This window comes from Streptomyces sp. NPDC049970 (assembly GCF_040660235.1).
In the GTDB taxonomy this organism is placed as follows: domain Bacteria; phylum Actinomycetota; class Actinomycetes; order Streptomycetales; family Streptomycetaceae; genus Streptomyces.
The window spans coordinates 192,512-213,637 of record NZ_JBFALP010000006.1 but is presented as its reverse complement, the minus strand read 5'-3'; the positions used below and the strand labels follow the sequence as shown (position 1 = coordinate 213,637).

The 21,126-nt window shown below is 70.8% G+C and carries 26 protein-coding genes; 16 read left to right on the top strand and 10 right to left on the bottom strand.

All coding sequences use genetic code 11. From position 1 onward, the window contains the following. Nucleotides 1-84 precede the first annotated feature (84 nt). Nucleotides 85-267 (bottom strand): DUF6480 family protein, encoded by a 183-nt coding sequence (locus AB0I83_RS14370; RefSeq protein WP_363304782.1) that lies wholly within the window; start codon nucleotides 265-267, stop codon nucleotides 85-87. 124 nt (nucleotides 268-391) lie between these two features. On the opposite strand from AB0I83_RS14370, the gene AB0I83_RS14365 reads away from it, so the two are divergent. After that, nucleotides 392-1,630: an aromatic acid exporter family protein gene (locus tag AB0I83_RS14365; protein WP_356839317.1), complete on the top strand. Its 1,239-nt coding sequence runs from the start codon at nucleotides 392-394 to the stop codon at nucleotides 1,628-1,630. 15 nt (nucleotides 1,631-1,645) lie between these two features. Here the strand turns inward: AB0I83_RS14365 and AB0I83_RS14360 are convergent, their stop codons facing one another. From AB0I83_RS14360 to AB0I83_RS14340, 5 genes are all read right to left on the bottom strand, one after another. Then, nucleotides 1,646-1,876: a CDGSH iron-sulfur domain-containing protein gene (locus AB0I83_RS14360; RefSeq protein ID WP_363304781.1), complete on the bottom strand. Its 231-nt coding sequence runs from the start codon at nucleotides 1,874-1,876 to the stop codon at nucleotides 1,646-1,648. After that, entirely contained in the window at nucleotides 1,860-2,543 is a 684-nt protein-coding gene (locus tag AB0I83_RS14355) for a HemK2/MTQ2 family protein methyltransferase (protein ID WP_356529832.1), read from the bottom strand. Before AB0I83_RS14355 ends, AB0I83_RS14360 begins: the two co-directional genes overlap by 17 nt. A 54-nt stretch (nucleotides 2,544-2,597) precedes the next feature. Beyond that, nucleotides 2,598-3,560: an iron-containing redox enzyme family protein gene (locus tag AB0I83_RS14350; protein ID WP_363304780.1), complete on the bottom strand. Its 963-nt coding sequence runs from the start codon at nucleotides 3,558-3,560 to the stop codon at nucleotides 2,598-2,600. Between the two features lie 144 nt (nucleotides 3,561-3,704). Continuing rightward, a complete protein-coding gene (locus AB0I83_RS14345) occupies nucleotides 3,705-4,724 on the bottom strand; it encodes a PHP domain-containing protein (RefSeq protein ID WP_363304779.1) in 1,020 nt (339 codons plus the stop codon). Nucleotides 4,725-4,726: 2 nt separating this feature from the next. After that, nucleotides 4,727-5,170 carry a hypothetical protein gene (locus AB0I83_RS14340; RefSeq protein ID WP_356529838.1) on the bottom strand — a complete coding sequence of 148 codons (444 nt, stop codon included), beginning with the start codon at nucleotides 5,168-5,170 and terminating at the stop codon, nucleotides 4,727-4,729. 124 nt (nucleotides 5,171-5,294) lie between these two features. Between AB0I83_RS14340 and AB0I83_RS14335 the strand changes: the two genes are divergently transcribed. The 12 genes from AB0I83_RS14335 (at nucleotide 5,295) to AB0I83_RS14280 (ending at nucleotide 12,915) form a co-directional block, all read left to right on the top strand. After that, on the top strand, nucleotides 5,295-5,615 hold the full coding sequence (locus tag AB0I83_RS14335; RefSeq protein WP_356529840.1) for a gas vesicle protein: 321 nt from the start codon (nucleotides 5,295-5,297) through the stop codon (nucleotides 5,613-5,615). A gap of 30 nt (nucleotides 5,616-5,645) precedes the next feature. Then, nucleotides 5,646-6,098: a gas vesicle protein GvpJ gene (gene gvpJ, locus AB0I83_RS14330; RefSeq protein ID WP_356529841.1), complete on the top strand. Its 453-nt coding sequence runs from the start codon at nucleotides 5,646-5,648 to the stop codon at nucleotides 6,096-6,098. Nucleotides 6,099-6,101: 3 nt separating this feature from the next. Further along, on the top strand, nucleotides 6,102-6,851 hold the full coding sequence (locus AB0I83_RS14325; RefSeq protein WP_363304778.1) for a GvpL/GvpF family gas vesicle protein: 750 nt from the start codon (nucleotides 6,102-6,104) through the stop codon (nucleotides 6,849-6,851). A gap of 1 nt (nucleotide 6,852) precedes the next feature. Further along, nucleotides 6,853-7,107 carry a gas vesicle protein GvpG gene (locus AB0I83_RS14320; RefSeq protein WP_356529844.1) on the top strand — a complete coding sequence of 85 codons (255 nt, stop codon included), beginning with the start codon at nucleotides 6,853-6,855 and terminating at the stop codon, nucleotides 7,105-7,107. Nucleotides 7,108-7,114: 7 nt separating this feature from the next. Continuing rightward, the gene (locus AB0I83_RS14315; protein WP_363304777.1) at nucleotides 7,115-7,912 is read left to right on the top strand and encodes a histone protein; all 798 of its coding nucleotides are present in this window, start codon (nucleotides 7,115-7,117) and stop codon (nucleotides 7,910-7,912) included. Nucleotides 7,913-7,918: 6 nt separating this feature from the next. Next, nucleotides 7,919-8,962 carry an SRPBCC family protein gene (locus AB0I83_RS14310; protein ID WP_363304776.1) on the top strand — a complete coding sequence of 348 codons (1,044 nt, stop codon included), beginning with the start codon at nucleotides 7,919-7,921 and terminating at the stop codon, nucleotides 8,960-8,962. After that, a complete protein-coding gene (locus AB0I83_RS14305; protein ID WP_356529849.1) occupies nucleotides 8,959-9,294 on the top strand; it encodes a gas vesicle protein in 336 nt (111 codons plus the stop codon). The genes AB0I83_RS14310 and AB0I83_RS14305 overlap by 4 nt, the downstream gene beginning before the upstream one ends. A 22-nt stretch (nucleotides 9,295-9,316) precedes the next feature. Next, nucleotides 9,317-10,135 (top strand): GvpL/GvpF family gas vesicle protein, encoded by an 819-nt coding sequence (locus AB0I83_RS14300; protein WP_363304775.1) that lies wholly within the window; start codon nucleotides 9,317-9,319, stop codon nucleotides 10,133-10,135. Between the two features lie 3 nt (nucleotides 10,136-10,138). Continuing rightward, nucleotides 10,139-10,366 (top strand): gas vesicle protein, encoded by a 228-nt coding sequence (locus AB0I83_RS14295; protein WP_356529852.1) that lies wholly within the window; start codon nucleotides 10,139-10,141, stop codon nucleotides 10,364-10,366. Further along, entirely contained in the window at nucleotides 10,363-10,641 is a 279-nt protein-coding gene (locus tag AB0I83_RS14290; protein ID WP_356529853.1) for a gas vesicle protein K, read from the top strand. Before AB0I83_RS14295 ends, AB0I83_RS14290 begins: the two co-directional genes overlap by 4 nt. A gap of 179 nt (nucleotides 10,642-10,820) precedes the next feature. After that, nucleotides 10,821-10,976, top strand: a complete 156-nt coding sequence (locus AB0I83_RS14285; protein WP_356529854.1) for a DUF6131 family protein — start codon at nucleotides 10,821-10,823, stop codon at nucleotides 10,974-10,976. A gap of 256 nt (nucleotides 10,977-11,232) precedes the next feature. Next, a complete protein-coding gene (locus AB0I83_RS14280; protein ID WP_363304774.1) occupies nucleotides 11,233-12,915 on the top strand; it encodes an MFS transporter in 1,683 nt (560 codons plus the stop codon). A gap of 89 nt (nucleotides 12,916-13,004) precedes the next feature. Here the strand turns inward: AB0I83_RS14280 and AB0I83_RS14275 are convergent, their stop codons facing one another. The 3 genes from AB0I83_RS14275 to AB0I83_RS14265 form a co-directional block, all read right to left on the bottom strand. After that, complete coding sequence (locus AB0I83_RS14275; protein WP_363304773.1) at nucleotides 13,005-13,586, bottom strand: N-acetylmuramoyl-L-alanine amidase; 582 nt, start codon at nucleotides 13,584-13,586, stop codon at nucleotides 13,005-13,007. 106 nt (nucleotides 13,587-13,692) lie between these two features. Next, entirely contained in the window at nucleotides 13,693-14,970 is a 1,278-nt protein-coding gene (locus tag AB0I83_RS14270; protein ID WP_363304772.1) for an SWF or SNF family helicase, read from the bottom strand. Continuing rightward, nucleotides 14,967-17,843, bottom strand: a complete 2,877-nt coding sequence (locus tag AB0I83_RS14265; protein WP_363304771.1) for a DEAD/DEAH box helicase — start codon at nucleotides 17,841-17,843, stop codon at nucleotides 14,967-14,969. Before AB0I83_RS14265 ends, AB0I83_RS14270 begins: the two co-directional genes overlap by 4 nt. 257 nt (nucleotides 17,844-18,100) lie before the next feature. On the opposite strand from AB0I83_RS14265, the gene AB0I83_RS14260 reads away from it, so the two are divergent. The 3 genes from AB0I83_RS14260 (at nucleotide 18,101) to AB0I83_RS14250 (ending at nucleotide 20,000) form a co-directional block, all read left to right on the top strand. Next, nucleotides 18,101-19,165 carry an acyl-CoA desaturase gene (locus AB0I83_RS14260; RefSeq protein WP_363304770.1) on the top strand — a complete coding sequence of 355 codons (1,065 nt, stop codon included), beginning with the start codon at nucleotides 18,101-18,103 and terminating at the stop codon, nucleotides 19,163-19,165. 113 nt (nucleotides 19,166-19,278) lie between these two features. After that, nucleotides 19,279-19,461, top strand: coding sequence for a hypothetical protein (locus AB0I83_RS14255; RefSeq protein WP_356529865.1), 183 nt, complete (start codon nucleotides 19,279-19,281; stop codon nucleotides 19,459-19,461). Beyond that, nucleotides 19,458-20,000, top strand: coding sequence for an MOSC domain-containing protein (locus tag AB0I83_RS14250; protein ID WP_363304873.1), 543 nt, complete (start codon nucleotides 19,458-19,460; stop codon nucleotides 19,998-20,000). Before AB0I83_RS14255 ends, AB0I83_RS14250 begins: the two co-directional genes overlap by 4 nt. A 93-nt stretch (nucleotides 20,001-20,093) precedes the next feature. On the opposite strand, the gene AB0I83_RS14245 is transcribed toward AB0I83_RS14250, so the two are convergent. Further along, nucleotides 20,094-21,011, bottom strand: coding sequence for a hypothetical protein (locus AB0I83_RS14245; RefSeq protein ID WP_363304769.1), 918 nt, complete (start codon nucleotides 21,009-21,011; stop codon nucleotides 20,094-20,096). Nucleotides 21,012-21,126: the final 115 nt, after the last annotated feature.

Here is a 21,126-nt window from a genome sequence, read left to right as displayed (position 1 = left end):
TGGCCTGATGCCCGGATGCAGCCGAAGCCCCGCACGGAGGATCTCCGCACGAGCGGCGTGTTGCGTCCTGGGCCCGCCGAGAACTCACGCGAACCCGAAGATGCGCGCGATGAAGAATCCGGCGAAGACGGCTGAACCCAGCAGGACCAGGACCGCCCAGAACACCGGGTGCTCCCAGATGCCGCCGTCCGCGCGTTCGACGTGTGCCTCGCTTATGCAGCCCTCGGCGGGAGGAGTCTCCCCGGGGGGATTCAGTGAGATAGCCATGCATCCACCATCTCTCCGTCCGGTCCGACGCGCGCGGCCTGTGCCGGTCGGGGGGTACGCCCGTACGGGGGTCCGCCCCGGCCCCGGAGCACTGCGACCGCCCGGATCGGGGCACCGTGAAGGAATGCCTGCCGTATCCACGCCCGCCCCCGTCGTCAAACTCGTCCAGCGGACCACCGAGCCGGCCGCGACACAGACGCTGCGGTCCACCGCGGCGGCCGTCATCGCCTTCGCGGTGGCCCAGTGGGTCCTGCCCGAACCGCACCCCTCCCCACTGACCGCGCCCCTCACCGCCCTGCTCGTGGTGCAGGTGACGCTCTACGCCACGCTCACCACCGGTGTCCGCCGTGTGAACGCCGTCGTCGTCGGGGTCCTGATCGCCAGCGGGTTCAGCTCCCTCGTCGGCCTGAGCTGGTGGAGTCTCGGGCTGACCATCTTCTCCGCCCTGCTGATCGGACGGCTGGTCCGGGTCAACGAGTTCGTGCCCGAGGTCGCGATCAGCGCGATGCTGGTGCTCGGAGTCTCTCAGGTCGCCGACACCGCCTGGGAGCGCGTGCTGGAGACGCTGATCGGTGCGGGCGTCGGTCTGCTCTTCAACCTCCTGTTCGCGCCGCCTGTCTGGGTCGAGTCGGCGGGGGCCTCGATCGGAGGCCTGGGGGAGCGGATGGGCAGGATGTTCCGGGCCCTGGGTGACGAGATCGGCGGCAACCACCCCGTCCGTGAGGCCGCGGCGCGGCTGCACGAGGCCCGCAGGCTGGACCACGACATCGTGGAGGTCGACGCGTCCCTGCGGCAGGCCGAGGAAAGCCTGATGCTCAACCCCCGGGTCAGGCAGGGGCTGCTCTACCGCGTCGTGCTGCGGACCGGGCTCGACACGCTGGAAATCTGCGCCGTGGTGCTGCGCGTCCTGACCCGCACCCTGACCGACCTCGCCAAGGCCCGTACACAGGAGGCGCTCTTCCCCGAGGACGTCGCCGCGGGCCTCCGGGAACTCTTCGATCACATGTCCGACGCCATCGAGGGATTCGCGGAGATGATCACCACCCCGATGGCAGAGAGCGGGGAAGAGGCCGAGGACCGCCTCGCCGAAGCGCTCGTCCGTAGCCGGACGACCCGCGACCGGGTGGCCGACCTGCTGCTCGAAACCGTCCAGGAGCACCCTCGGCAGTGGCAGCTGCACGGCGCGCTGCTGGCCGAGGTCGACCGCATCCTCGACGAACTCGACATCGACAAGCGCACGGAGCGCCTGGCCGAGGAGCTGGACCGGCGTGCCGCCGAGGTGCACGAACGCCGTCCCCGGCTGCGGGCGGTGTCCCGCCGGCTGCGCGGGGCGAAGCCGACGCGGCGTCGCTCCGCCGGGTGAGGGCGCGCGGGGAGGTCAGCCCGCCGGCTCCCCGGGCGGACCGTCACCCGGCTTCGCGCGACGACGGTGGCTCGTGTCGCACCACGGGTACATCCGGCTCCGCCTGCACATGCAGAGGGCCACGACGAACCGGTCCGACACCGCCACCCGGCCGTCCGCACAGGTGACCTCCACGGGGCCCTCGACCAGCAGGGGACCGTCGTCCTCGAAGGAGATCCGCCGGGGGCGCTCAGGGCTGCTCGGCACGGATCACCACCAGTTCCTCGGTCATCTCACCCGCACCCACCAGGCCCGTCTCCCGCAGCCACCGCAGCCTGGACCGCAGCACGGGCCCGAGAGGTACGAGGGCGCGGTCACTGACGTGCGCCCGCAGTCCGGCGGCCTCCAGACGCCGCACGGTCGTCAGGCTGTCGCACAGACCGGAGTGCACGAGCAGCAGCCGGCCACCGGGGCGCAGCGCCCCCGGAGCCGTCGCGCAGACCCGGTCCAGGACCGCCCGGCCGTCCCACCCCGCGTCCCAGGCCCGCGCCGCGCCGTGGCCCGGCAGCCTACCCACGGGGCACGGCACGTACGGCGGGTTGCAGACCATCAGGTCGTACGACCTGCCGGGCAGCGCCGAGAGGAGATCGCTGCGGTGCACCGTGACGCGCCGTCGGCGCAGCAGCGCGTTCAGCCGGGCCGTCATCACCGATCGCCAGGCGATGTCCACGGCCGTGACCCGCGCACCGAGCCGCGCCGCGTGCAGAGCGAGCGCGCCGCTGCCCGTCCCGAGGTCCAGTACCTCGGTGCCGGGGCTGACGTCCTCACGGTTCAGTGCCGCGAGGAGCAGGCGTGTGTCGTGCTGTGGCGCGTACACCCCCGGAAGTGTCATCAAACGAGCGGTACGGGTTGCCTCGGCCATGTCTGCGGACATCTGCGACTCCCTTCACTGCTACTGCTGTGCGGGGTGACGGAACCGAACCGCCGGTCAGGTCTGCCAGTCGGCCAGCAGCCGGTCTCCGAGCCGGTCCTCGAGGAACGAGGTCGCGGTGACGCCGAAGGCGATGTCCGCCGCCAGGCCGGGTTCGTCGTCGAGCAGGCCGCCGACGACGTCGCGGCGCACCACCTGCTCGTGGACCGCGTCGGCCTCGACGTGCTCGGTGTAGAAGAACTCCGCCGCGGGACCGGCGCCGGTGCGCTTCATCGCGTTGGCCAGGCGCCGTGAGGCGGGGGAGGAGGTGATCTCGACGGCGGCGAAGTGCCCCACGAGCGACCCGCGCAGGCTGCGGTGCAGGCCGAACAGGGACATCACGTTGACCAGGGCCAGCATGGGCGCCCGGCCCTCGTCCAGGTACGCGCCGTAGGCGGTGTCCAGGCCCAGGTCGTCCATCAGGTCGGCGAACAGCCGCGCGTGGACGCGCTCCGCCCGGCCCGCGCCGAACTCGTCGTACTCGATGGCCGCCATGCCGGCCTTGGCCCGCCCGCTGAGCCTGGGCAGTACCCAGGCGTGCGGGTCGGCCTCCTTGAGGTGGTACAGGGAGCGCTGGATCGCGTAGTCGCGCACATGGCGCAGGTCTCCGCGGTCCTGGAGGAACCAGGAGACGCCGGTGCCGCGAACCGGCTCCACGAGAAGTCCGTCGAGGAGTTCGTCCGGAGCAGCCGTCCCCGTGGCGTCGCGCCGAAGAGCCGTCAGGAAGCGGTCCTCGAACGCGGCGCGCACGGTGAGCAGGGGCGGGTCCCACTCCAGTTCCGGGCGAACGCGGGCGAATCCGCGGTAGTGCAGTTCGTAACAGACGTGGAGGGCGAGCTGCAGATCATCGCCGTAGGGGTCGGCATCGTAGGCACCTGCCGGATCCGGCAAAGGGCCGTCATCCCGCAGGTAGCCGATCACCGCTGCGGAGAGTGCGCCTCGCGAGCGCGGAAGAGAGGGGTTCGTGCGGTTACCCGACATGGGTTTCCTCCTGCCCCGGCGTGCCCCGGAGTCACATGGGCAACCTCGCTCGACTGTACGCCGAACAGCGGTGACCGGCCCGCCCAGGCCCTGGTACCTGGCATCGGCGCCCCCTCCCGGCGGCGCACGCGGGCGCGGCCCGCATCATGAGCGCTCCGCACCCCCGGTCCAGTCCAGGAGGCGTTCCGCGGACCATGCGGTGACGACCCGGTCCGCAGGCACTTCGCACTCCTCCGCCCGTGCGCAGCCGTAGGGCTGCCAGTCCAGCTGCCCAGGGGCGTGGGCGTCGGTATCGATCGAGAAGAGGGCGCCCGACGACACTGCCTTGCGGAGCAGGTCACGCGGCGGATCGAGCCGTTCCGGGCGGCAGTTGATCTCGACCGCCGTCCCCGCCTCCGCACACGCGGCGAACACCCGATCGGCGTCGAACTCCGACTCGGGCCGTTTCTTCCCTCCGAGCAGCCGGCCCGTGCAGTGCCCCAGCACATCCGCGTGCGGGTTCCGTACGGCCCTGAGCATCCGCTCCGTCATCGCGGGGGCGTCCATCCGCAGCTTCGAGTGGACCGACACGACCACCACGTCGAGGCGCTCCAGCACCTCGGCCTCCTGGTCGAGCGAGCCGTCGGCCAGGATGTCGCACTCGATCCCGGTGAGCAGACGGAAGGGCGCCCACCGCTCGTTGAGCTCCGCCACCAGCGACAGCTGCCGCACGAGTCGCTCGGTGGACAGCCCGTTGGCCACGGTCAGCCTGGGTGAGTGGTCGGTGAGCACGGCCCACTCGTGACCCAGCTCGATGGCTGTCCGCCCCATCTCCGCGACGGGGCTGCCCCCGTCGGACCAGTCGGAGTGCAGGTGGCAGTCCCCCCGGATGGCGGCGAGGAGCGTCTCACCACCCTGGACCAGCGGCCCCGACGCCTCGCCCTCCAGCCGTTCCAGATACCTGGGCGTGGCTCCGTCCAGGGCCTCCCGCACCACCTGGGCCGTCTTCGGCCCGATCCCGCGGACCGCCTCCAGCGAGCCGTGCGCCGCTCGTTCGGCGACCTCGCTCCCTCCCATGGCGCCGACGGCCCCGGCCGCCGTGCGGAACGCCTTCACCCGGTACGTCGCCGCCTGGGACCGCTCCAGCAGGAACGCGATCCTCCGCAGGGCTGCCTCAGGTTCCACGGTCAGGGCCGCGCTGTGTGATCGGGGTGGCCGTGAGTGCGGCGGGCCTCCTTCATCTCGGCCTCGTAGAGATGCCGCCGCCCTCCCGCCAGCTCCTGCCGCACCCGCTCCTCGACCGCGGCGAACGGCCGGTAGTAGGTGTCGTCGTACGTCTCGACCACCTGGAAGGTCCAGCGACCGGGGAGGACGTTGCGGCCCATGATCTCCCGCTCGACCAGGTCGGCCTGCGCCGCGTGGCCACCCATTCGGAGCAGCTCCACCGCCCGGTCCAGCGTCAGGTCGGCACCGCCCGTGAGCTGGTGGAAGTCGTACAGACGGCCCCGGGCCCGCTCCACCGTCTCCAGCGCCTCCGCCAGCGCACCGAGCGCCTCGACCGTGGTGTCACCGACATCGCGCGGCCGGACGTGCTCCTGATCGGGCCCTGTCGGGTCGGAGATCTCACTCATGACTACGACTCTGCACGTCTCCCGGCGGCACGTCCCGCCGGAGCGCCGAAGGGGTGAGTGCTTCCGCACACCCGGCCGTCGGCGTCGAGATGCGGCACGCCGCATCCTGATCAGACTTGGTCCCATGGCAGAGAATCGTCGCGCCCGCTCCGGGCCATCAGCGAAAACGGCAGCCACGCGCACCTCGTCCCGACGAGGTCCCGAGCACGCTGCCCGCGCCGCTTGCGAAAGCCTGGAACGGCTGATCAGCCACTCCGCTGAGGGTGTGTCGGCCGTGCGCAGGAACGACGACGGATGGTGCGTGGTCGTCGACGTACTCGAAGTACCCCGAATCCCGGACACGACGAGTCTGCTCGCCTCCTACGAGGTGCAGATCGATGAGCGTGGCGAGCTCATGGAGTACAGGCGGGTCCGCCGCTACCGGCGCGGCTCCGCCGACGAGTGACCGCATCGCCCATCACCCGGAAGGAAACCCATGACCACCAGCATGTACGCCGACGAGATCGCCCCGTGCCCGCCGAGGGCCGGCACGCTCTACGACGTCCTGGAACTCATTCTCGACCGGGGCATGGTCATCGACGTGTTCATCAGGGTGTCCCTGGTCGGCATCGAGATCCTCAAGATAGACGCGCGCATCGTCGTGGCCAGTGTGGACACCTACCTCCGCTTCGCCGAGGCGTGCAACCGGCTCGACCTGGAGCGTGACTCCGGCAGCACCACCATTCCCGAGCTGCTCGGTGGAGGCGTGGCCAAGTCCGTCGGCAAGCGCAAGGTGCGCAGGGCGGCGGAGTCCGTGGGCGAGACCGTGCGCAGCGCGGTGGGCAAGGGCGGCGACGAGGACGAGGACGACTCGCAGGAGGAGCGTCCCAGGAAACGCCGCGCGCCCGCGCGCGAATCGTCGAGCCGGCGCCGGCGTGCGGAGGTGTGAGCCGTGACCGCGAACGGCGTCTACGTCTACGCGATCATCCCCGCCGAGGCGAACCTCCCGGCCGGCGCGGGCGGAGTCGGCGGCCCGCCGGCACCCCTGCGGCTGGTCGGCGACGGCCGGGTCACCGCCGTCGTGAGCGACGCGCCACCCCAACTGCGTGCGAGGCGACGTGACCTGATGGCACACCAGGATCTCCTGCTGCGCCTCTCCGAGGACGGCCCCGTACTGCCGATGCGGTTCGGAGTGATCGCACCGGACACCGACTCGCTGCGACAGCAGCTCGCGGGATCGGAGACGGAGCACCTCGCGACGCTCGCGCATCTCGCCGCCGGGGTCGAGTTCAACCTCAAGGCCCTGCCCGCACAGGACGCTCTCGCCGCGGTCCTGGCGGAGGAGAAGACCGTGCGACGCCTGCGCGACGCGGTCCGCAGACGTCCTGACTACGAGGCGAACGTCCGGCTCGGCGAGGCCGTGGCCGGCGCGCTGTCACGCAGAGCCGCCGAGGCCGGGAAGCAGATCCTCCACGAGCTCACTCCGACGGTACGCGCGGTGGCCGGCGGGCCCGAGGTGCACGGGTGCGCCCTGAACGTGTCGTTCCTGGTCGACCGGAGCGGGAGCGACGCCTTCAGGACGACGGTGCAGCGGTTCGCGGACTCGCACCGTGCGCGTGTCGAACTCCGGGTGGCAGGGCCGCTGCCCTGCTACAGCTTCGTCTCCTCCCGTGCTCCGCGGGCGACGACGGCGGCGGTCTGAGATGGGACTGCTCACCGGCCTGCTCCTGCTGCCCCTCGCACCGGTCCGTGGTGTGGCCTGGATCGCGGAGAAGGCGAACGAGGCTGCCGACCGTGAACTGCACGACCCGAGTGTGATCCGGGCGCAACTCGCCGCACTGAACCAGGAGCTGGAGGACGGCGGCATCAGCCTGGAGGCGTTCGAAAGGGAAGAGGAAGAGCTGCTCGACCGGCTTCACGCCGCACGAGTCCGCTCCGCGCCTATCTATCGAGGGTGACGTACTCATGGAAGATCAGACGAAGGTGACGCTCGCGGCAGCTGTGGTGGGCGGATACGTACTGGGCCGGACGAAGAAGGGCAAGCTGGCCATCTCGATCGCGACCTACCTGGCCGGCAGGCGCTTCGGCCTGGAACCGCGTCAGCTGGCCGCCGAAGGCGTGCGACGGCTGAGCGAGATGCCACAGTTCGCCGAGCTTCAGGGGCAGCTGCGTGGAGAAGTCCTCGAATCCGGCAGGAAGGCACTGACGGCGGCTGCGGACCGTGGCATGAACTCCCTGGCCGACGCCCTCAGCGACCGGACGGCGCGACTGGGGGCGCTCAGCGGCGAAGGGGCCGACGAGGACGAGGACCAGGACCAGGAGTACGAGGACGAGGATTACGACGAGGAGGAGGGCGAGGAGCCCGAGGAGGACGAAGAGTACGAGGACGAACACGAGGACGAAGAGGAGCCGGAGGACGAAGAAGAGGAGCCGGAGGAGGAAGAGGAGCCGGCCGCGAGGAAGGCGGCCCCGGCCAGGAAGCCGGCTGAGAGGAAGTCCGCACCGGCGAAGAAGGCGGCTGCGAAGAAGGCCGCCCCGGCCAAGAAGACTGCCGCGAAGAAGTCCGCACCGGCGAAGAAGGCGGCTGCCAAGAAGGCGACCCCCGCCAAGAAGACCGCTGCGAAGAAGTCCGCACCGGCCAAGAAGGCGGCAGGGAAGAAGACGGCACCGGCCAAGCAGGCGTCGGCACGCAAGAAGACCACTTCGGCCAAGAAGACATCGTCATCGAAGCGAGCCGCGTCCCGCGGCGAACGGCGGAGGTAGGCAGCCATGGCCAGGACCGACAAGGAAGAGCCCGAGGCGGAAGAGTCGGGTATGGACCGGCTCCGCGGGGAGTTCACGAACTTCCTCGGTGCGCAGACCGAGAAACTCACGCAGAAGGCCGGCGACAAGCTCAACGGCCTCACCGGCCAGCTCACCGATATGGCCGAGAACGGCGGCTCACTGCCGTCGATCGCCTCACGCGTCATGCAGGGCGAATCGCCGGTCAAGGCCTTCGTCTCCGAAAAGGCCGGCAGTGTCAAGGACAACGTCGTGGACAAGGCCAAGAGCGCGTTCGGCGGCGGCAAGGGCAAGAGCACATCCGGTGGGGGTAAGTCCATGAACATCGTCGAGGTCCTCGATGTGGGAGTGTCCCTGCGTACCGCCTACGACCACTGGACTCGGTACGACAAGTTCGGCACCTTCACGAAGGGCGTCCAGAGCGTCTCCATGGGCGAGGAGATGGAGAGCGACTGGAAGGTCAAGATCGGCCCGTCCTCACGCAGTTTCAAGGCGACGGTCCAGGAACAGGTGCCCGACGACCGCATCGTGTGGACCTCAGAGGGCTCCAAGGGCTCCACGCGTGGCTGCGTCAGCTTCCACGAACTGGCGCCGAACCTCACCCGGATCGTCCTGGTGGTGGAGTACTACCCGTCGGGATTCTTCGAGAAGACGGGCAACCTGTGGCGGGTGCAGGGTCGTCGTATGCGCCTCGACTTCAAGCACTTCCAGCGGTTCGTCACTCTCACCGATGAGGACGCCGAGGGCTGGCGCGGCGAAATCCGCGACGGGGAAGTCGTGGTGACGCACGAAGACGCGATGGAGCAGGAGGAGTCCGAGAACGAGGAGGAGAGCGAGGAAGAGGAGGCCGACGACTCGGACTCCGAATACGACGACGAGGAGGAAGCCGAGGACGAGGAAGAGGAAGAGCCCGACGACGAGGAGTACGAGGACGAGGACGAGGAGGAGCCGGAGGAGGAGGAAGAAGAGGAAGAGGAAGAGGAAGAGGAGCCCGCCCCCGCCAGGCGCCGCGGACGGAGGTCGTCGAGGTGACCGAACTCGACGTAGGACGCGACGCGTACGCCGTCCCCGGGCCGCCCAACACGAACCTCGCCGACATCCTCGAACGTGTCCTCGACAAGGGCATCGTGATCGCCGGCGATATCAAGATCGACCTTCTCGACATCGAGCTGCTCACCATCCGTCTGCGCCTCTTCGTCGCATCCGTGGACACCGCGAAGAAGGCCGGGATCGACTGGTGGGAGACGGATCCGGCGCTCAGCTCACGCGCCGCTCGCGACTCCCTCCTGGACGAGAACCGTGAGCTGCGGGAGCGGCTGGAGGCCCTCGAGTCGAAGGCGGACCAGACGTCCGTGGCCAACTGATGAGCAAGGAGGACCGAGCGAGATGACGGACCGGGGTCCCGAACCTACGGACGAGAGTGCCCTCTACGTTTTCGCGGTGTGCCGAGCCCCGGACCCGAAGGTGTTCGCCTGCCTCCCGGGCGTCGCGGTGGGTGAACCTCTGCGGCTGCTGCGGTTCGGCGAACTGACCGCGATCGTTCAGACCGTCCCGGCCGCGGACTTCACGGACGAGGTATGGCAGGCGCGTATGGCCGACCGCGACGAGCTCGAACGCTATGCGCGCGCTCATCACCACGTGGTGTCCGCGGCCGCCTCGACCTGCCCTACCGTGCCGCTCCCGCTGGCCACGCTCTACCACGACGAAGAGCGGACCCGGCAAGCGCTCTGTGGCGAGACCGAGCGCTTCCGCGCGGCTCTGGAGCGCACCGCGGGCCACTCCGAATGGGGCGTCAAGGCCTATTCGGCCGACCCCCAGGAACCGGCCCAGGGCCCTACCGTGCGCAGGACGGAAGCTGCGGCGGCCGGACGCGTCCGCGCGACGCCCGGAGCCGGTCTCGCCTACCTGGAGCGCAAGCGGGGCGTGCAGGCGCAGCGCGAGCAGCGTCACGAGGACGCCCTGCGGCTCGCCGAATCGGTCGACGCCGCGTTCCAGGGTCTTGCCGCCGCGGGTCGCCGGTTGAGGCTTCAGGCAACCGAACCGGAGTCGAAGGACCGAGTCCAGGTCCTCAACGCCACCTACCTGGTCCCTGAACGCCGGGCCGCCGAGCTCGAAACGCTCGCGCGGACCCTGCGCGAGGCGACCGGCGCGCGGATCGAAGTCTCGGGTCCGTGGGTGCCGTACTCCTTCGTGGGAGAGGTGTAGAGGATGTCCCACGACGTGGTGCCCTGGAACAATCCGGAACCCCTCCGCGGACCCATCGGGGTGCCGCTCGTCGACCTGCTCGACCGGGTTCTGGCGACGGGTGTGGTGATCAGCGGTGACCTCGTCATCGCGATCGCGGACGTCCCGCTGGTGCGGCTCTCCCTCCACGCCCTGCTCTCGTCCGTCAACGAACGCGTCCCGGCACCCTGGGCGGACGGGGGGCCGCTGTGACGTCCTCCCGACTCGACGTCGACTCGGACAAGCTGGGGCAGGACCTCGTGACGCTGGTGCTGACGGTCGTGGAACTGCTGCGGCAGCTGATGGAACGCCAGGCGATCCGTCGCATCGACCAGGGTGATCTCAGCGACGGTCAAGTGGACGAGATCGGCACCACGCTCATGATGCTCGACCAGCGTATGGCGGAGCTCTGCGAACAGCACGGGGTACGGCCCGAGGACCTCAACCTCGACCTCGGCCCGCTGGGAAGCCTGCTGCCCCGGGACTGACCGCGTGTGCGGGGGACGAAGAACCGCGTGCGCGAGAGGTGAGGGCCGTGTGTCCTGAGGACGAACGCGGTCGTCGCTCGGGCACGCGGTGACGCGCGGCCTGGGCAGGTGGCAGATCAAGGCATATGCTCACATATAGGCCCACTCTTCGCGGGTGGGTGATCCTGCCGGAGGCAGCCATGATCATCATCGGAGCAATCCTTCTCGTACTCGGCCTGGTGACGGGACTCGGTGTCCTGTGGACCATCGGGATCATCCTGCTCGTCATCGGGCTCGCCCTCTGGGTCCTCGGTGCCGTGGGACATGCGGTGGGAGGCCGTCGGCACTACTGGTGACACCGTGCCGCGCGCTCCGTGCGCAGCGGAGGGGCAGGGAGCGCGCTGTGCGCCCAAGGCCGGTGCCTCGGCGTCCGAGCGCCTCACCGGGTCCCGTGCCGGTCACCGGCCTCGTGCGGGGCGGGCCTTCCCGGCGGACGCTCCCGGCCCCGTCCGTGGGGCTGTCCGGTGATCGATTGGCGGGGCCGTCCGGTCCGTCCTAACGTCGGTGGGCGAACGTTTTCGTTCACTGCCGACCCGTGAGGGACGTGGCGCCATGACAGATTCCCGAGCGAAGTCCGCGACGCCGGCCGATGCGCCCGGGCGGGGCCACGGCAACGGGATAGCACTGCTCGTCATCGCCTCTTGCCAGCTGATGGTGGTCCTCGACATCACCATCGTGAACATCGCACTGCCGCACATCCAGACGTCCCTGGGCTTCTCGACCGAGAACCTGTCGTGGGTGATCAACGCCTACACCCTGACCTTCGGCGGGCTGCTTCTGCTCGGCGGACGGCTCGGCGACATCCTGGGGCGACGCAGGGTCTTCATCTTCGGCGTCCTGCTGTTCGTGCTGGCCTCGTTGCTCGGCGGCCTCTCGCAGGAGTCATGGCAACTGCTGGCCGCGCGTGCGCTACAGGGCGTGGGCGGTGCGATCGCGTCGCCCACCGCGCTCTCCCTCATCACCACGACCTTCCGCGAGGGACCCGAACGGAACCGGGCTTTCGGCGTGTTCGCCGCCGTGTCCGCGGGCGGAAGCGCGATCGGGCTGCTGGCGGGCGGCCTGCTGGTCGAGTGGCTCGACTGGCGATGGGTGCTCTTCGTCAACGTGCCCATCGGTCTGCTGATCGCGCTCGCGACACCCCGCTACATCAAGGAGTCCGAACGCCACCCCGGTCACTTCGACCTGCTGGGCGCGCTGACCTCCACGCTCGGCATGGTGCTGCTCGTGTACGGTTTCATCCGCGCCTCCGAGGACGGCTGGAGCGACCCCCTCACCATCGGGGCCTTCCTGGGCGCCGTGGTGTTCCTGGCGGCCTTCCTGGGCGTCGAGAGCCGGTCGAGACAGCCCATCACACCGCTGCGCATGTTCCGCGACCGCAACCGCGCCGGCACGTACGGCATGATGCTCAGCCTTGCCGCGGCGATGTTCGGGATGTTCTTCTTCCTGACCCTCTTCGTGCAGAACATCCTGGACTTCAGCCCGCTGCGGGCCGGGCTCGCGTTCCTGCCGGTGAGCGTGATCATCGCCATCAGCGCGGGACTCGCCTCGCAACTGCTGCCCAGGTGGGGACCGAAGCCCTTCATGGTGTCGGGTGCGATCCTGACGGCCGGCGGACTCGGATGGCTCACCCGGACCGATGTCGACAGCACCTACCTCGGCAGCATCCTGGGCCCCCTGCTGGTCTTCGGTTTCGGCATGGGCATGCAGTTCGTGTCGCTGACCCTGATGGCGGTGTCCGGTGTGGCGCCCAGAGAGGCAGGCGCGGCCTCCGGGGTCCTCAACGCCACTCAGCAGGTCGGCGGTTCGCTGGGGCTGTCCATCCTGGTCACGGTCTTCGGCAGCGCCAGCCGTAACGAGGCGGCGGATCAGATTCCCCGGTTCCTGGCCGAGTCCACCCCCGCCCAGCAGCAGGAGTTCCGCAGGACCGGCGAGCTCCCGGCCCCGTGGGGCGACCAGGTGCTCGCTTCGGGTGTCTCCCAGGCCTTCGTCGTGGCAGCCGTCTTCTCCGTCGTCGCCGCACTGATCGCCCTGATCGTCATCCAGGTCCGGTCCTCCGACCTCGAACGCCTGCGGGGCGGAGGGGCCATGGCGCCGCCGATGGCCGAGGACGCCGCCACGCCGTCGGGTGACGGGGCGCCGGACGGTGTCCCCGGGGCAGGCGGCGCGGGAGGCGCTCGCGACGGGGTGCCCACACGGAAACGGGACGGAGGCGAAGGTCCCCCTCCAGCCGGTTAGGGCGCCGTCCGCCATGGGCGTACCTCGGGTCGGGGGGGCGGTGAGCGTCGGCGGCCCCGCACGGTCGGGGGCGCCGCCGCACCTCCCCCTCAGGACAGGTTGACGAGGCGGATGTAGCGCACCCAGTCCCAGTCGTCCCCCGGGTCGGTGTGGTCGCTGCCCGGCACCTCGTGGTGGCCGATGATGTGCGCGCGGTCCTTGGCCAGGCCGTAGCGCTCGCAGATGTCCGCGGTCAGCCGTGCGGAGTGCTCGTACATCGCGTCGGTGAAGTACGACGGCTGATCGACCCAGCCCTCGTGCTCGATGCCGACGCTGCGCGTGTTGTGGTCCCAGTTCCCCGCGTGCCAGGCGATGTCCCGCTCCGGTACGCACTGCGCCACGAAGCCGTCCCCCGAGCGCACCACGTAGTGGGCCGACACCTGCTTGGCCGGATCCTGGAAGATGCCGATCGTCTCGGTGAACGTCTGCTGGGCGACATGGACGACGACACGGTCGACCTGATGGTCCCAAGGGCGCTGCGCGGCGGTGTAGTTGGACGTGGACGCGGGGAACCACTGTGCCGCCGGGTAGTCCGTGCCCTGGGTCGGCGCGGCCACGGCGCGGGCCGACGCCGGGAGGAGCGCCGCCGCGGCCGTGACCGCGGCGCCCTGAAGAATCCGTCTGCGCCGCATCGGAACTCCTGTCGGGTGAGGCTTCGTCGGACGTACGGCTGAAGGACGCGCCGCCCCGGCGCACGGTTCCGGCAGGCGGGGCGGCGCCTTGCCGACCGCCCCGGTCTCAGGCCCCGGGGCGTACGCCGGCCAGGGCGGCCGCCGGGTCGCTGTCCGCCGGACCGGCGGGCACCCAGCGGCCCCGCTCCTTGGCGTAGGGCCACCAGCGACCGTCGCGCCCGTACCTCAGCTGGGTACCCGAACCAGCAGCGCTCCAGCGATTGTTGACCGCGCTGAACCGAGGGGCCTCACCCTCCTCCCACGCCGCCGCGATCCCCGCCCTCGCCCGGGCGAGGTCCTCCGGCTCCGGCAGCCACTCCTCGTCGTACACCGCCAGGGCCGCGCTCCCGCCGTAGTGCCAGGCGCGTACCGCGGCGTCGAGCGCGGCGGGCCGCCGTCCGGTCGCCGCGGCGAGACGCGCCGTGAGCAGCGCGTCCGGCGTACCTTCGGCAGCCATGCGCACGGCGTCCTGGTCAGGCGTCAGCCCGGGCGTCGGCGAGCGCTGTTCATGACCCGCGGAGAGCGCGTCCGTCAGCATCGCGAAGGCCCGTACGGCGCTGTCCGCCGCGAGGAACTCCAGCGCCGCGGGATCCACACCGGCCAACGGCTCGGCCTCCGCGTCCAGCGCGGGCGGCACCCCGGGCCCGGTGGGGAGCGGCGGGGGCGGCGGGAGCGGCGGCAGGATGTCCCGTGCCGCGAAGGCCACGTCGGCCCGCACACCCCGCGTGGACCTGGTGCGAGTCTCCTCCGCGGGTGAGGCGCCGGCCGCGTGTGCCGTGCTGCGTGCCTGTAGTTCGTCGATCAGCCGCCGTTCGTCCCGGCCCCGCAGGAGCAGCAGTACGAACGGATCCTGGTCCAGCAGCCGCGCCACCTGATAGCACAGGGCTGCCGAATGGGGGCAGTGGTCCCACGCCTCGCAACTGCACTCCGGCTCCAGATCGCCGATACCCGGAAGCAGCTCGACCCCGGCCTCCGCCGCGTCCTCCACGAGGTGCGGCGGCATCTCACGGTCGAGCAGCGCGGCGATGTGGCCGGACCGTTCGGAGGCCATGTCCAGGAACCTGTCCCACTCCGCCTCACCCAGCTCCTGGAGCAGCACATCACTCCGGTACGCCGCCGAGTCACGGTCCTGCACGACCGCGGTGAGCCGGCCGGGCCGGACGGAGACCGCGCCCACCAGGCCCTCCCGGGCGAGCCTGCGGCCCTTCTTCAGCTGCACCCCGTCGAGGGCGGTGTCCTCCAGCGCCTTCAGCCACGCCCGCCCCCACCAGGACGAGGCGAATCCTCGGCCCTGCGCGGGCGGCAGCGCGGCGAACGTACGCTCCGGCTCGACACTCCCGTTCATCGTGCGCCCCCTCGCAGCTCGACCAGTTCGGCCAGTTCGGCATCGGTGAGTTCCGTCAGCGCGCCCTCGCCGCTGCCGAGCACCGCGTCCGCCAGGCCCTGTTTACGGGCCAGCATGGCGGCGATCCGGTCCTCGATCGTCCCCTCGGCGATCAGCCGGTGCACCTGGACCGGCTGGGTCTGCCCGATCCGGTACGCGCGGTCCGTGGCCTGCGCCTCGACGGCCGGGTTCCACCAGCGGTCGAAGTGCACCACATGACCGGCGCGGGTGAGGTTGAGCCCGGTACCCGCGGCCTTCAGCGACAACAGGAACACCGGTGCCTCGCCCGCCTGGAAGCGGTTCACCATGGCCTCACGCTCGGCGACCGGGGTGCCGCCGTGCAGGAACTGGTTACGTACCCCGCGCGTCGCCAGGTGCTGCTCCAGCAGGCGTGCCATCTGCACGTACTGGGTGAACACCAGCACGCTCGCACCCTCGGCGACGATCGTGTCGAGCAGTTCGTCCAGCAGCTCCACCTTCCCCGAGCGGTCCACGATCCGGGGCCGTTCCTCCTTGAGGTACTGCGCGGGATGGTTGCAGATCTGCTTCAGCGCCGTCAGCAGCTTCACGACCAGCCCGCGCCGCGCGAATCCCTCCGCCCCCGAGATCTCGGCGAGTGTCTCGCGTACCACCGCCTCGTACAGGCCGGCCTGCTCCGGTGTGAGCGACACCGCCCGGTCGGTCTCCGTCTTGGGCGGCAGCTCCGGCGCGATACCGGGGTCGGACTTGCGACGGCGCAGCAGGAACGGGCGGACCAGCGAGGCGAGCCGCTCGGCGGCGGCGGGGTCGCTCCCGCCCTCGACCGCGCTCGCGTACCTGGCGCGGAACGTGCCGAGCCGCCCGAGCAGGCCGGGTGTCGTCCAGTCCAGGATCGCCCACAGCTCGGACAGGTTGTTCTCCACCGGGGTGCCGGTGAGCGCGACACGTGCCCCGCCGCCGATGGTCCGCAGCTGCCTGGCGGTCGCCGAACGCGGGTTCTTGACGTGCTGCGCTTCGTCGGCGACGACCATGCCCCAGGCGACCTGGGCCAGGCGGGCCGTGTCGAGGCGCATGGTGCCGTACGTGGTGAGGACGAACTCGCCGTCCGCGAGGTCGTCCAGCGAGCGGGAGACGCCGTGGAAGCGGCGCACCGGTGTTCCCGGGGCGAACCTCTCGATCTCCCGCTGCCAGTTGCCCATCAGCGAGGTCGGGCAGACCACGAGGGTGGGCCCCGCGGCCGACCCGACGCCCTGGCGGTGCAGATGGAGTGCGATCAGGGTGATGGTCTTGCCGAGTCCCATGTCGTCGGCCAGGCAGCAGCCGAGGCCGAGCGAGCTCATGGTGACCAGCCAGTTCAGGCCACGCAGTTGGTAGTCGCGCAGGTTCGCGTCGAGTGCCGCCGGCTGAGCCACCGTCTGCGCCGTCCGCGACTCGGGGTCCGCGAGACGCTTGCGGAGTTCTTCGAGCCGGCCCGTCGCCGTGACCTCGACCCGGTGTCCGTCGACGTCCGTCGTCCCGGTCAGTACGGCACTCAGGGCGTCGACCGGCGTGACCTTGCGGTCCTGGGTACGCCGCGCGCGGCGGGCCTCCTCCGGGTCGACGAGCACCCACTGGTCCCGGAGCCTGATCAGCGGCCGGCCCGCCTCGGCGAGCCGGTCGAGCTCCTCCCGCGTCAGCTGCCGGTCGCCCAGCGCGAACCGCCAGTCGAACGTCAGCAGTGCGTCGGGCGAGAGGAAGGACGGTGCTCCCGTGCGATCCCGTGACTCCTGCGCCGTGCCGTCGTCCGCCGGGCCGATCACGGCCCGGGCGGTGAGCTTTCGTGCCAGTTCCCTCGGCCAGTGCACCTGTACGCCCGTCGCGGCGAGCGCCCGGGCGGCGGGCCCCAGCAGCTCCGCGATCTCCTCGTCGGCCGGCTCGACCGCGTCCGGGACCGCCGCGGACAGCAGCGGTGTCAACGGCGGCCAGGCGCGCGCCGCGCGGCGCAGGGCGAGCAGGGCGTCCATCCGCACCCGTGGACCGGACAGTGAGGCGGCGGGGGACCGTTCGGCCCAGACGTCCGCGGCGTCGGCGACCGTCGCGGGATCCCGGACGCTGTGGATCTGCAGCACCGCACGGAAGGCGGGGGCCGCGCCGGAGCCCTCCTCATCCCACTCCGCCTCGGTCAGTCCCGAGACCTCGATGCGCAGGGAGAGGCGTACTCCCGCGTCGTGACCGGCCGCCACGTCGGCCGCCCACGGCCGCAGCCCCGGCAGATGGTGCACCCCCGGGGCGGCGAAGGCCGGAGCTCCCGCGGCCGACTCGGCCCCGGGTGCGCGCGGCAGTCCGTCCACCACGGCGTCGACGAACGACCTGAGCAACGACTCGGGTTCGGCCAGCAGCAGCGGATCGGCCGCCGCGTCCAGCGGTACGGCGTGCGCCGCCGGCGGCATGGACGCGGCCAGCACCCGCATCCGTTCGAGGTCGTCCGCCGTCAGAGGGCCGGCCCGCCACGCATCGTGGTCCGTGGCGCTGAGCCCCGGCAGCAGCAGCCCGCGTGCGGCGAGTTGGAGGGCCAGGACCCCGGCCGCGCCCCAGAACCTGGTCGAGGGCGAGGCGCCGGCATCCGCCCGCGCCCGCGTCAGAACGGGCAGCGCGTCCTTCACCGGCATCACCAACGCCGGGACCGCGTAAGGGCGGACGTCGCTCCCCACGACCGTCAGTTCCCTCGGACTCCCGGGATCGCCGGGCGGGGTGCTACCGTCCGGGTTCCAGAACGCGATCAGGCCGGTACGGGCCGGATCCGCGGGGAGGAAGACTGCGGAGCAGCGGGACAGTTCAGAGATCTCGTCAGGTGTTGCCGCAGGGAGCCTGTGCACAGCGATGTCGGATTCCTCAAATTTGACTAGTGAGCCCGGGGTCGCCGAGGGTACTCCACCACGGCCCCTTCCGGGAGAAACCCACAGTGATCCACCTCACTGCTTTCTGCCTTCTGAAGCTTGGGGTACATCTCGCCCCACCACCGGACACGGGGGATTCCCCCCGCACTTCCGGGGTGATGGCGCCATGGCTGCCACAGGCCCGCTCTCCGTACGTTTGACGAGGTCAGAGCAGATGCCCAGAAACCGGAGACGTCATGCCCCAGGCGGTAGCAGCGACCGTTGCGCCACACCCCCGCGACGGATCGGAGAGCCCGGCGGAGCCGCAGGCCTCCGGCAGTGACTTCGCGCCGCTCCTCAAGGCCGTCAAGGGGCAGGAGCTCCTGGCGCGGCGGACCGGCTGGTACGCCGTCGGGATAGCCACCAACCTGGCTGCCCTCGCGGCCGTGATCACCGGCATGGCGCTCCTGGGCGACACCTGGTGGAACCTCCTCCTCGCCCTGCCGCTGGCCGTCCTGTGGACCCGTACCGCCTTCTTCGGGCACGACGCGGGCCATGCCCAGATATCCGGCGACCGCAGGTCCAGCCGGATGATCGGGCTCGTGCACGCCAACCTGCTGCTCGGAATGAACGAGGCGTGGTGGAACGACAAGCACGTACGCCACCACGCCAACCCCAACCACATCGACAAGGACCCCGACGTCGGAGTCGGTGCCCTGGTGTGGACCCAGAAGCAGGCGGCGCAGCGCGAGGGCCTCGCCCGCCTGCTCACCCGGAACCAGGCACGGCTGTTCTTCCCGATGCTGCTGCTCGAAGGCATCGCCCTCAAGATCTACGGATTCCAGTTCCTGCGGCGTCAGCCCGTCCGCGAACGCGCGCTGTCCGGCCTGCTCCTCGTCGGCCACCTCGCCCTGTACGCCACGCTGCTGCTCACCACGATGTCCCCCGGCAAGGCCGTCGTCTTCGCCCTCGTGCACCACGCACTCTTCGGCCTTCACCTCGGGATGGCCTTCGCCCCGAACCACAAGGGCATGGAGATGCCCGACCCCGACGGCGACCGGTGGGGCCACCTGCAGCGCCAGGTCCTCACCTCGCGCAACGTGCGCGGCGCCGTCCTCACCGACTGGTTCCTCGGCGGCCTCAACTACCAGATCGAGCACCACCTCTTCCCGAGCATGCCCCGGCCCCACCTGCGGCTCGCGCAGCCTCTGGTGAAGGCGCACTGCGCCTCGATCGGCATGTCCTACGCGGAGACGGGCCTCGTCGAGTCGTACCGGCAGGCGCTGCGGCACATGCACGAGGTCGGCGAGCCGCTGCGCTGAGACCTGGGCCTGTGCCGCTGGAACCAGGACCCGTTGCGCCGGGGCGGAACCCACGGGCCCGCATACGCGTTCTCCCAACAGGAGCGGCTCGGGCCGCGAAGGAGGCACAGATCATGTCGAACGGTGCGAAGATCGCCATCGGGGGAGTCGTCGCGGCAGTCGTCCTGATTCCGTTCATCGGATTCTGGTGGTCGCTGCTGGTGCTCATCGGGGTGCCCGTCGTGGGTTACCTGATGCTCGACCCGGCACAGAGGCGCAGGCTCCGCAGGATCAGCCGCAAGGAGATCGGGCGCTGAACACCACCGTCTCGGCAGTGAGCAGCAACGGCGTGTACTCGTTCACCAAGCCGAACAGGGACAGCATCACCCTGCTGGCCGGCCTCGGTGTCGAGGGCGACGTGCACGCCGGTGTCACCGTCAGACACCGCTCGCGGATGGCCCAGGATCCTGCGCAGCCCAATCTGCGTCAGGTCCACCTCATCCATCAGGAGCTGTTCAGCCAGCTGCGCGGAGCCGGATTCGCGGTCGCCCCCGGTGACCTGGGGGAGAACGTCACCACCAGCGGGATCGACCTGCTCGCGCTCCCGGTCGGGACCCGGCTCCATCTCGGCGACGAAGCGGTCGTCGAGGTGACCGGCCTGCGGAACCCGTGTCTCCAGATCGACAACTTCCAGGGCGGACTGCTCAAGCAGGTCGTCGGCCGGGCGGACGACGGCACGCTGGTCCGCAAGGCCGGGATCATGGGAGTCGTCACGACGGGCGGCGTCGTACGGCCCGGTGACCCGATCGAGGTCGAACTGCCGGCCGAGCCGCACCGTCCACTCGAGCGCGTGTAGCAGCGGGTGCGGTGCTGCGTGCGCACGGCCGGCCCCACTTCGGCCGTGCGTGCTCGCGGTCGGCTCCTCGGCGCCCAGTGCGCGCCCGAGCGGTCAGTTCGGCCGGACGGCGAGTTCGTCGAGCGACTTGAGCAGCCCCGGAAGCTCCGGGCCGCGGCCGACCGTCATGATCTCGCCCGGCTCCTCGTCCAGCAGGACGAACGCGATGTCGTCGGTTCTGGCCACCAGGGACCATCCGGGGCCGTCCGCCCGTAGCGTCCGTGCCCCGCCGGGGGCGAAGGCGGACCGTATCCGGCCCGGCGGAGGCGGAGCCGTGACGTACGCGCGAGCCGCCTCGAGTGCTTTCCTCACCCCCGGGTGCTGACCGTTGCCGGCGAAGGTCCCGGCAGGGGGACCGCCGTCACCTGCGGACTCTTCCTCGGCCGTCCGCTCCGGGGAGGCGGCCGCTCGGTCGCGGGCCCCGTCCGAGCCGGTCCCATCCGACGTGGCGTCGTCCTCGAACGGGCCGAAGGCGGTCTCGTCGTCGATCTGGTCACGCCACGCCGACCACTGCAGCGCTATCTCGTCCGCCCCCAGCCGCCGCTGCGGCGGCCCCCACACCTCGGTGTCCGGCGGCTTCAGCGGTGCGGGGCCCTCCGTGGCCGGATCGGGCAGCGGGTCGTGCGGCGCCGGCACTCCTGGTGCGGCCACCGCCAGTGCGAGCGGCCAGCCCGGCAGAGCGCACACCACCGAGCGGTCATCGGGGGAGAGGTCGTACTCCATCCCGCAGTCCCACGAGGCGATGGCGACGGCCACCAGGGAGACGTCCTCGACGACCACGGTCCAGCGCGCGCCCGCGCTGTCCTGACCCAGCACGAGACCGTACCCCTCGGCATACGGCTCCAGTCCCAGCGCCGAGCACGCGGCCACGTAGTCGTCGCCGAGCACGCTGGGGAACTGTGCCGGGGTCAGCAGCACCGCGGTCAGCACAAACAGCGCGTCGTCGGCGACCGTGTCGTCCGTCCCTGCCACAGCACCCACCCTGATCCCTCGTCGCTTGGTCCGTCGGCGCACCTTAACTACTCGGTAACCCTGCCGTCGAGGCCCTGACAAGCGATAACAGCCACGTATCTCCCCGGCTTCGACA

Excerpts from the sequence above, each read along its gene's own strand:
- AB0I83_RS14370 (WP_363304782.1), bottom strand. The coding sequence starts at position 267 with ATGGCTATCTCACTGAATCCCCCCGGGGAGACTCCTCCCGCCGAGGGC.
- AB0I83_RS14365 (WP_356839317.1), top strand. The coding sequence starts at position 392 with ATGCCTGCCGTATCCACGCCCGCCCCCGTCGTCAAACTCGTCCAGCGG.
- AB0I83_RS14355 (WP_356529832.1), bottom strand. The coding sequence starts at position 2,543 with ATGTCCGCAGACATGGCCGAGGCAACCCGTACCGCTCGTTTGATGACA.
- AB0I83_RS14350 (WP_363304780.1), bottom strand. The coding sequence starts at position 3,560 with ATGTCGGGTAACCGCACGAACCCCTCTCTTCCGCGCTCGCGAGGCGCA.
- AB0I83_RS14340 (WP_356529838.1), bottom strand. The coding sequence starts at position 5,170 with ATGAGTGAGATCTCCGACCCGACAGGGCCCGATCAGGAGCACGTCCGG.
- AB0I83_RS14335 (WP_356529840.1), top strand. The coding sequence starts at position 5,295 with ATGGCAGAGAATCGTCGCGCCCGCTCCGGGCCATCAGCGAAAACGGCA.
- gvpJ (WP_356529841.1), top strand. The coding sequence starts at position 5,646 with ATGACCACCAGCATGTACGCCGACGAGATCGCCCCGTGCCCGCCGAGG.
- AB0I83_RS14320 (WP_356529844.1), top strand. The coding sequence starts at position 6,853 with ATGGGACTGCTCACCGGCCTGCTCCTGCTGCCCCTCGCACCGGTCCGT.
- AB0I83_RS14315 (WP_363304777.1), top strand. The coding sequence starts at position 7,115 with ATGGAAGATCAGACGAAGGTGACGCTCGCGGCAGCTGTGGTGGGCGGA.
- AB0I83_RS14310 (WP_363304776.1), top strand. The coding sequence starts at position 7,919 with ATGGCCAGGACCGACAAGGAAGAGCCCGAGGCGGAAGAGTCGGGTATG.
- AB0I83_RS14300 (WP_363304775.1), top strand. The coding sequence starts at position 9,317 with ATGACGGACCGGGGTCCCGAACCTACGGACGAGAGTGCCCTCTACGTT.
- AB0I83_RS14295 (WP_356529852.1), top strand. The coding sequence starts at position 10,139 with ATGTCCCACGACGTGGTGCCCTGGAACAATCCGGAACCCCTCCGCGGA.
- AB0I83_RS14285 (WP_356529854.1), top strand. The coding sequence starts at position 10,821 with ATGATCATCATCGGAGCAATCCTTCTCGTACTCGGCCTGGTGACGGGA.
- AB0I83_RS14280 (WP_363304774.1), top strand. The coding sequence starts at position 11,233 with ATGACAGATTCCCGAGCGAAGTCCGCGACGCCGGCCGATGCGCCCGGG.
- AB0I83_RS14275 (WP_363304773.1), bottom strand. The coding sequence starts at position 13,586 with ATGCGGCGCAGACGGATTCTTCAGGGCGCCGCGGTCACGGCCGCGGCG.
- AB0I83_RS14270 (WP_363304772.1), bottom strand. The coding sequence starts at position 14,970 with ATGAACGGGAGTGTCGAGCCGGAGCGTACGTTCGCCGCGCTGCCGCCC.
- AB0I83_RS14260 (WP_363304770.1), top strand. The coding sequence starts at position 18,101 with ATGCCCCAGGCGGTAGCAGCGACCGTTGCGCCACACCCCCGCGACGGA.
- AB0I83_RS14255 (WP_356529865.1), top strand. The coding sequence starts at position 19,279 with ATGTCGAACGGTGCGAAGATCGCCATCGGGGGAGTCGTCGCGGCAGTC.